Genomic DNA, 9,158 nt, shown 5'->3' with positions numbered 1-9,158 from the left:
GTAAAATACAGATACCTACATCTAGCCTTGTAAGTTTTTCATTTTAAACTGAAAAATTCAGTGCCATATACTAAGAGAGGATACGTCAAAACAACGTATCACAGATAATTTAAGGAGAACCCAAGAAAGTTGGATTATCAACGAAAAGGGTGCTTGAAATTTCAAGCAGGGGTGCCGCAAATTTGAGGCAGGGGTAGTTAAAACTAACTCACATACCAGTTAATTAATGAATCAACATTATCGTATTTAATACTGGCTCTTTCTTTCATAAATTCATCTCTATATTTCTTAATTGGTAATCCATAAGCATTATTCCTTAATTTCCTCATTGCTTTTGCACTAATTTGCCTTATTCTTTCACCATTAGTATTAAATATTTCTCCAATCTCCTTGTACGTTAATTTTTCATAGTTATTCAAACCATACTTTAATATTAATATCTCACGCTCTTTTAACGTATTTACTTTATTCATTGAATATTCTAAATCCCTTCGCATTTCCTCCTGGTATAGCTTTTCTATACAATTATATTCTAAATCTATATTATCCCTTATAGTATCTTCAATTGTTGTATCGTCTGATTCATTAATAAGCATATTTAAACTTGTTTCATTATTGGTATTTCTTTTATTAACATATCTGTTTATTTTATTATATATCCAATAAACCGCATAAGTACTAAATTTACACGGCTTTTCAATGTCTAATTTATACTTGTTAGCAGCTATTATCAATCCTATAATTCCTTCCTGCTCCAGGTCCTCTTTATCTACTGAATTAATTCGATTAATATAAAACTTATTAACCAACGTATATACAATACCCTTATTTTGCTCTATAATCGTTTCTAAGGCTTGTTTATCACCTTGTTGGTATAATTGTACTAATTCCTCATTAGTCACCTTAAATCACCTCTGTGCGTTTATATATTATTAATTCCTTTTAGCGTTTAATAATTAATTTATAAATAATGAATCTATGATGGGGTAACGATTCGTTACGTCATTTAGCGTTTAATAATTAATTTATAAACCTTGCTATAATGCCCTTATAAATTCCTCATAATGTTCATATAATCCCACATAAGCATCTAACATACTAGCTACTCCATCAATACGTTGTTTTGACGCTTGATTTTTTATTGGAACTATATTGCCGTTTCTATCTGTTTGTATTCCTGTATTAGTTAAACACCATTTAAGTATAGGATTATTATTATAATTTATTTTCTTAGCTTGAAGATCTGCTCCCATCATTTGCATTGGTAAACTTAAAGTCTTTGCTCCTTGAATACACCTTACCATTTTAAAACCATATTGCTCCATTTCTTCAACCCAATATTTAGCTGAATAACTATCATAGTAAATCCATAATGGAGTTATAGAATACTTATTTAACATTTCCAAAAACCATACCGTTATATCACTATAATTAATTGAATTTCCGTTACATAATCTCAATAATCCTCTATGTAACCATTTATCATAGGGTATCTTTTCAATTTTCACTCTCTTTTCAAAATTTTCTGCAGGTAACCAATACATCTGATGTATATACCTTTTTTCTGTTTCTTTATCCATTAATAAAAGAGTAGCACATGTTAAATCTGTTGTAATAGATAAATCAGCACCACCTATAGCATAACAATTTCTAAAATCTGCTATATCAAAGGTTGCCGTATTATTTAAATCATCAAATGTAAGCCATGCACTACTTATAGTATCTCTGATATTGAAATCTTTTGTTAATATTCCGCTTAAATCCTTTGGATTATTCTTTGCTCTTTCAACTTTAACCTTTAAATCATCAACTTTTTTTATAACTCCCAATCCCGGGTTTGCTTTTCCCCATGCTTCCGGGTCTGTCCATTCTTCTTTTTTATCAAGTTCATAAAGAATAGGTAAAAATGTATCATCATTAAAAGTCCCATCAACTACGTTACAAGCGTACTCGTACATATCATCAAATATACATTCTCTAACTGTTCCAGCCGTGGTTATCATAACCATTAAGGGTTGACGTCTTGCACTCATAGATTGTTTCATTACTTCATATAAATTACGGTCTTTAATACCGTGTAATTCATCCATGATAACACAATGAGCATTTAAACCATCTAGTGTATCACTATTTTTGCCTAATGGTTGAAATCGGCTCATGGTTAACGGAAAATATAAATCCGCTTTTCGCTTTTTTATATGCTTTGATAAGTCCGGACTTTGTTTAACCATATTGTGGGTTTCGTCAAATAATATTCTTGCTTGGTCTTTCTTAGTCGCTATTGAAAAAACTTCTGCTCCACCCTCACCGTCTGCTGTCATCATATATGCAGCAATACCGCTTAACATTGTTGTTTTTCCATTTTTCCTAGCCACATAAAACATGGTTTCCTTATATTTTCTCAACCCTGTATATTTATCTATAAAACCAAATAAGGCGGAAATATACGCCTTTTGGAACAACTCCAATATAACTGGCTTTCCCGCCCATTCCCCTTTACTATGTTTGCAAAATCTTTCTATAAACTCAATAGGCTTGTTTGCTTTGGTTTCATCAAATATATATTGACCTGGGTTATTAATATCATTGACAAGCTTTTCGTATTGTTTATGAACTCTTTTAGATACGATATATTTACCGCTTTTAATTCCTTTCCAGTATTCAATTATGTAATTCATATATTAAGCCCCCTTTATGAAGTCAATCAAAGGGTCTGATTTTTCTTTTTCTTCTATTGGTGGTAATAATTCTGTTAATTGTTTATATAATAAACTATATCTTTGAATTGTTGTATTATAACCTTTTAGTGCTGGATGTTCTCTTAAAAATTCCTGTTTACCTTGCTTAAACATTGAAACTGGTCCATCTTCTTCGATTTGTTCTTTTAATTTAACAAGTGTTTTTTGCATAAACGATAGTTCATTAAATAAACTTTGTGCTATTGGTTGTCTATCTTTTGGTATATCTTTTAATAATTTTTTAAGTTGTTTCATATCCTTGGATAAATTAATATTTTTCTTTGAAGTTACCATAAAATCACCTCTTTTTTGTTTTGTTTTACCCCTCGCTTAATACAAAAAAATAATAGAGAGGCTTTGAAATGGTGCCGCCCGGTCTTGACGGCTTCCGTTTTATTTTTCGACCTGGGGGGTATAAATTAAATCTCCGTTATCATTAAACGCTACTCCATTAATACAAGCTTCACATTTTCCATGAACCACATTATGACATTCAATACATAATGCTTGAAGATTATCCCAATTTAACGTAATGTTTGGATTATTAATATTAGATGGTGTTATATGCTCTTTATGATGTACTATATATGCAGGTTTACCACATCTTTCGCATATATAATTTTTACTCGCCATAAAACTATTACGACATTTAATCCATTCTTTGCTCTTATAAAAGTTTTTTGCATATTCCTTAGCCATTGTTTTCCCTTCCCAATGCTGTTAATGCTATCAATAATCCTTGAATTGTTTTATCATATTCGTCTGTACCTTCAAACCATTTTATCAATATAAACTTGGCTACTTGTTTTGCTAATGGTTGTACAGGTACTGTGTCCCATGATTTACCTGTTGTAGTTTCTAAATATGACGGTATAGCTTCCAATAAAGGATATATTATAGTATCAGCATATGCTCCATCTATTCTTAAAGTATCTCTAGCTTCTTCTATATCTATAATCATCTAATATCACCTCTCTATATTTGACCGCTCAATTTTGAGCTATCAAATTTTAAATTAAAGGGGGTCTGCGTAATTTTGTGCAACCCCCATAAAAATTTCTAGTACCCCTGCTCAATTTTGAGCACCCTATATTTTATTATGCTTCTGCTCTTGACATCTTTATAAATGCTTCATCAACTAAAGGTTTTGTATCTGCTATTGCTAAGGCTCTATAATCAATTAAGCCACTTTTAAAACTGCTCTCTCTTGATGTTTCAATGATAATTCCTTGCGGCATATTGTAACCCATATAATTAAAATTACCCAATAATATAACATCATCTGCTATATTATCATCAATGATAACTGGCTTTCCTAATATATAGCCTATACCTTCATTTTTAGGGTCTGCAATAAATATTGGTCTTTTCTGTGCATCTACTAATCCATATACAAGGTTATATAGTGTTGAATTATTCATTGCCCATTTTGCTCCTGCTGCATAACCTCTTTTTAACATTCCCATCATTTTTACAAAGTCTTTATATGTTGGACTTCCTGCCTTTGCAAATGTAAAACTATTTTTTTCATTCCACGTAATTCCTGTTAATATTCCTGTTCCCTGTTCTTCTCCAGTTCCATTAACTAATGCATCTGCTATACATTCCATTACACAATTATTTAATTCATCAATGATATAACTTTCAAATGCTGATATTGTCATTTTCTTTGCTGCTGCTGATATAGAAAATACTTTGATTATTTCATACCCTGCAAATTTAACATTTATTATGTTTTTACTTGGGTCTTCACTATCAACCATTTTTCCCTCTGTATGCCATTGTGCTTTACTTGAAGGTGTTCCAATAGGTACGCTTATATTTGTTGGTATATTGAAGTCTCTACAATTTGAGATTAAGCCTCCCATTGTACGAGCTTTTTTAATAATTTCATTCAATGTAGTTGTTGGCAATATTGCTGCCGCATTTGTTGTTGTACTAAATGCATCTGTTCTCTTTTCAACTTCTACGATTTCCATTGCTCTTTTAAAAGTTCTATTTTCAACTTCTGTAAGCTTCTGACCTAATAAGTTTTTATAAAAAGCATTTCTATATTCCTTACTTGCGAATATATCGCCTTCCGGTACTTTATTTTGATTGTTATTGAAGTTCATTTCTGTTATTGGATTAAAGTTACCGCCGTTTGCTCCTTTACTTCTTTCTTCAATATTTGTCTTTGCTTGTTTTAATCCTTCAAGTTCTATATTCAAACTTTCAATATCTGCCTTTGGGTCTGTATCAATTATATTTCCTATCTCTGTAGCTCTCTTTTCAATATCTGCTACACTTGAATTTCTATAATAATTAAATGCGTCTGCAATTGTTTCAAATTTCATAGATTATACACTCCTTTTCAATATTTGATTTACTTTTATTCTTAATTTATCCTTTTCTTTTTGTTTATCCCATGTTCCTTGAATAGCTGTCCTTGCTTCAATTGAAGTCTGCGGATACGCTGGAAATGGTGTAATACTAAATTCATATACCTTTTCAATTTTTGTTATTGTCCTAGTATTGGTCTTTGCATCAAATGTATCTCCTCCCGGTGGTACTTTGAAAGCAAATGACATACCGGATAAATCCCCACGTTTTACTGCCGTATAAACGCTTTTACCTTCTTCGGTATTGGGTAACTCTGCGGTCATCTTTAGCCCTGCCGGTTCTAAATTAAACCTCATTGTTTTTGGTGTTCGTGCTAATGGTACTTTACTCATATCATGATTATAAAGTAACCTTATGTCGGATAAATCTGCATTATCCAAAGCACCCCTTTTTATTATCTCTGTATATGAACCAAATACATCATTTATTTTAGTTGGTGTATCAAATACTATAGGTACACCTTCTAATTTAAAACCGCTTTCCCCTGCCGGGTCTGTGGCTCTTAAATTAGCTGTTCTAATCTCCTTCATTTTCTTTTACTCCTTTACCTTTCATTTGATACTGGTCTACTATATCCGTTGATACTACATTCAACGTTTGGACCCTTCTGTCGCCGTTCTCAACTGCCGGTAAATTTAATATTTCCAATGCCTGGTTAATTGTAAATAACCCTAATGGCATTAATTCTTTTAATATATTGGTCTTTGTTGTATTACTTGCAAATTGTAATCTATTTGCTTCAAGTAATATCGAATTACCAAATGCCTGCTCTCTTTGGGTAAACAACTTATCTGTTAATTCCAATGAAAATTGCACGGCTAAAGGCTCAATTACACTTTCATAAAATGCCGCCCATTCATCCTCATTGTATGTACTCTTTACAATGTTTTCTGATATTCCTAGATAATCATATATTTTCTGTTTTACTGCTTGTAATTGCTTATCATTTATAGCTATCGGCTTATTTTCTAAAGGAATATAATCAAATTTATTGTCTATAGCTGCAATTCCTCCGGTATTACTTACGTTCAAATAATCATTTATAAACGCTTCTTTTTCTTGCTTTAACTTCTCCGGACTTAATACCTGGTTATATTTTAAGATACCTCTTATTGTTGCATTTGATTTTATAGAATTTTTAATTCCTTCGCTTTGGGTATGTGCTAATTCTAAAGTTGGTATTATAGCTGTGTTTGTATCTCCTAACAAATCATTTGAATTATAAAACCTTCTTATTGTGAATACTTCTTTAAATGGTACTATAAAAGTTTTACCACCCATAAATAAAAACTTGCAATACAATTCCCCAGTTGGATCTGTCATATATTCCATTTGTAAAGGTCTTAACGGATATATGCCAGTTAAATTACCCCTATCGTCCTTCTGCAAATAAGCAAATGCATTATTATATAAATAATAGTGAGTTACTAATTTATAAATCATGTCATAAGCTGTCATGTATGGATTTGGCCTTACTTGCAATATTCTATTTAATTGACTATCTCCGTCTTTTCTTTGACCTTGTATTGTTATCACATGTGTTGGTTTAAGTTTCGCCGCATTTCTTGCTATTGCATCAACTGCTGCTCTGTATATATCGCTTTCGTATGCATTTCCACTAAATGGAGTAAACATTGCAGGACTTCCATTCATTACTTCAATTCGTCCTGCATTTGTAGGACTTTTATTTTTACCAAATAATTTACTCAAAAATGACACCTAATCACTCCTAACAAAATAAAAAAGCACAAGAACAACTCAACGGATTTCTCCGTTAAGTTAATTTCCCGTGCCTTATATTCATGGCTTCCACATCACTGTGGGGTACTTAAATATTTATTTTTATCTCTATTGATATTATATCATAAAATACCCTTAAAGTGTATAATTTTCAACGTTTATTGCATATTTTATTTCCCTCAATTTTTTATAATCATATAGTCCTTTTTGACTAGGCTCTATATTCTTCTTTTTACATTCCTTGATATATTCAAATAGTATATATACACTCATAATATCACCTCAACCCCTTATTCTTGCTTTCATTCCATCATTCAAAGCAAAATGTTCCTCATCACAGTTATAAAAATAATATCCACCATACTTATTGCTATACTCTATTCTTCCAGCGTTCCATTCTCCATATTCTTCGTTATATACTTCTATTGGATAACCACTATAGAGCTCTTTACTGTTTAATTCATATCTACCATTAGAATTTATATATAATTTCCCTACCTCTGCACTTTTAGAATAATACTCTATTTCATTAATAAAATCCTCAATGCTTTCTATTACATTCTCTAATGCTTTATAAACTTGTTTATCCTCAAATTCATAAACACTTGCAATTTTACGTATGTTATTTAACATTCCTAATGTTTTTTCTGTTGTTAATTTAGCCTTAATATATTTTTTATTCATGGAATTCCCCTCCAAACACTTGATTTTTCCACTCCTAAAGGTTAAACTATAATTGCGGGTTATAGTTTGTTCCTTTAGGAATGAGCTTTTTTTTATTTATTTTTAAGGTTTATGTAAATTCTTTTACTTAAACCTTCTTTTTTGTATTCTTTTGAAATCTTTGATATTTTGAATTCTCTTGATAACTGTTGTATAAGTTTTTCCTTCTCTTCTGTATTTTGAAATGTAGCTTTTATCTTAATCATGAAATCATTCCTTTCATAAATTAGCATGCCTTTTTTTCTTCTACAGTTATAAAATCAACATTTACCTCATCAAAATAGAAATCGAATTGAAAATTTTTATTACTTTCGGCGATATTCAAACTTCCTACCATTTGTGAATTAAGATATAGTATTAAGTCTATTTCTTGTAATTTTTCATAAAATGTCAACTTGAAATCATCAAAATATATTGCTGCAAGCGATTCATTTGACGCTATTGCTAAAGTCATAGAATCATGTTTTTTCTCAATCATCTTATCCTTCAATTCCAAAAACTTACCCTTTAATGTGAAATATCTTTCTCTTAACTCTTTATTCATCATTAATACTCCCTCTCTATTTTATTTTTTTATCACTTGATAGTTTAATCGTTCCTTCAAGTACCTTGCCTATAAATATTCTTAATTCCTTTGGTGATTGTTGATATTTTTCTCCTACTCTCCTAACTAATGACTGAATATTTTCTTTCATGAAATACCTTCTTTATTTAAAATATCCAATTCAAAAACCCTAAATTAGATAAGTATTTTAAATAAACTGTTCCACATGATCCAGTATGCCTGTTCTTTAATACAATAAGTTCAAAACATTCCGGATTAACATCTGCATTAGGTTTATTGTAATCAATTTTTCCTTTATCAAATGCTTCTTTCCTTTTAGCTGGATTATTGAAATCTAAGTTCCTATACAACGATATTATATAGTCGCTATTCTGCTCGATAGATGATGAGCTTTTTATATCTTTTAAGTTGGGTCTTTTATCTGCTTGGCTATCTACTGTCCTATTAGCTTGTACCACTAAGAATATAATTGCTCCTGTTTTCAATGCTACTTGTTTAAGTTCTGCTGTAATTTCATTGTATAGAATATCAGTATTATTCGTTTTTATATCACTTTTAACTATGTTTAAATAGTCTATAACAAATATCTTTGTCTTTTTCTTTCTAACGTAATAGTTTATTAAATTTACAATTTTACTTATATCTCTTTCTTTTGAAAAATTAATATTCAAAGCAGCTATTTTATTACTTGCAATTGATAAATCATTAATAATTTTTTCGCTATACCTAGTAATAGATATATACTCTTCTATTTTCAGCTTAGCTTGTGTTAGCACCATTTTCAAAAACATCTGCTCCGGTGGCATTTCTAATGAAAAGTATGTTATTGATTTACCTTCAATTGCTATTTTTTTAGTTAAATCCAATGCAAATGTAGTTTTCCCTATACCACTTCTAGCTAATAACGTTACTAAACTGCCCTCAACTATTCCTTTTAACATTCTGTCTAAATCCCTATATCCTGTTAGTATTCCTAATGGTTGGGGTTTTTCAAGTTCTAATCTCTTACC

Annotated in this window: 14 protein-coding genes; all 14 read right to left on the bottom strand. The window is 30.6% G+C overall.

Going from position 1 to position 9,158, the window contains the following annotated elements; translation table 11 throughout:
* Positions 1-203 precede the first annotated feature (203 nt).
* Positions 204-902, bottom strand: coding sequence for a sigma-70 family RNA polymerase sigma factor (locus tag CLTEP_RS12440; protein ID WP_066827184.1), 699 nt, complete (start codon positions 900-902; stop codon positions 204-206).
* A 135-nt stretch (positions 903-1,037) separates the two neighbouring features.
* Entirely contained in the window at positions 1,038-2,678 is a 1,641-nt protein-coding gene (locus CLTEP_RS12435; protein WP_066827182.1) for a terminase large subunit, read from the bottom strand.
* 3 nt (positions 2,679-2,681) lie between these two features.
* Positions 2,682-3,032 (bottom strand): hypothetical protein, encoded by a 351-nt coding sequence (locus CLTEP_RS12430; RefSeq protein ID WP_066827180.1) that lies wholly within the window; start codon positions 3,030-3,032, stop codon positions 2,682-2,684.
* Between the two features lie 99 nt (positions 3,033-3,131).
* A complete protein-coding gene (locus CLTEP_RS12425) occupies positions 3,132-3,437 on the bottom strand; it encodes an HNH endonuclease (RefSeq protein ID WP_066827178.1) in 306 nt (101 codons plus the stop codon).
* Positions 3,430-3,699 carry a head-tail connector protein gene (locus CLTEP_RS12420; RefSeq protein ID WP_066827177.1) on the bottom strand — a complete coding sequence of 90 codons (270 nt, stop codon included), beginning with the start codon at positions 3,697-3,699 and terminating at the stop codon, positions 3,430-3,432. The genes CLTEP_RS12425 and CLTEP_RS12420 overlap by 8 nt, the downstream gene beginning before the upstream one ends.
* 136 nt (positions 3,700-3,835) lie before the next feature.
* Complete coding sequence (locus tag CLTEP_RS12415; RefSeq protein ID WP_066827176.1) at positions 3,836-5,074, bottom strand: phage major capsid protein; 1,239 nt, start codon at positions 5,072-5,074, stop codon at positions 3,836-3,838.
* 3 nt (positions 5,075-5,077) lie between these two features.
* Positions 5,078-5,650, bottom strand: a complete 573-nt coding sequence (locus CLTEP_RS12410; protein WP_066827174.1) for an HK97 family phage prohead protease — start codon at positions 5,648-5,650, stop codon at positions 5,078-5,080.
* Entirely contained in the window at positions 5,637-6,839 is a 1,203-nt protein-coding gene (locus CLTEP_RS12405; protein WP_066827172.1) for a phage portal protein, read from the bottom strand. The genes CLTEP_RS12410 and CLTEP_RS12405 overlap by 14 nt, the downstream gene beginning before the upstream one ends.
* Positions 6,840-6,995: 156 nt before the next feature.
* Positions 6,996-7,133: a hypothetical protein gene (locus CLTEP_RS15110; protein ID WP_169798790.1), complete on the bottom strand. Its 138-nt coding sequence runs from the start codon at positions 7,131-7,133 to the stop codon at positions 6,996-6,998.
* Positions 7,134-7,142: 9 nt separating this feature from the next.
* On the bottom strand, positions 7,143-7,544 hold the full coding sequence (locus CLTEP_RS12400) for a DUF5348 domain-containing protein (protein WP_066827171.1): 402 nt from the start codon (positions 7,542-7,544) through the stop codon (positions 7,143-7,145).
* Between the two features lie 92 nt (positions 7,545-7,636).
* Positions 7,637-7,789, bottom strand: a complete 153-nt coding sequence (locus CLTEP_RS15105) for a hypothetical protein (protein WP_169798789.1) — start codon at positions 7,787-7,789, stop codon at positions 7,637-7,639.
* A 20-nt stretch (positions 7,790-7,809) separates the two neighbouring features.
* Positions 7,810-8,127: a hypothetical protein gene (locus CLTEP_RS12390; RefSeq protein ID WP_066827166.1), complete on the bottom strand. Its 318-nt coding sequence runs from the start codon at positions 8,125-8,127 to the stop codon at positions 7,810-7,812.
* Between the two features lie 16 nt (positions 8,128-8,143).
* Entirely contained in the window at positions 8,144-8,278 is a 135-nt protein-coding gene (locus tag CLTEP_RS15485; protein ID WP_278319555.1) for a hypothetical protein, read from the bottom strand.
* A 16-nt stretch (positions 8,279-8,294) separates the two neighbouring features.
* Positions 8,295-9,158, bottom strand: an 864-nt coding sequence (locus CLTEP_RS12385) for a DnaB-like helicase C-terminal domain-containing protein (protein WP_153016331.1), incomplete at its 5' end; no start/stop codon positions are given.

Origin of the sequence: Clostridium tepidiprofundi DSM 19306, assembly GCF_001594005.1 — a bacterium.
GTDB classification, from domain to species: Bacteria; Bacillota; Clostridia; order Clostridiales; family Clostridiaceae; genus Clostridium_AC; species Clostridium_AC tepidiprofundi.
The sequence above is the reverse complement of the archived record's forward strand: the minus strand, read 5'-3'. Positions and strand labels throughout refer to the sequence as shown.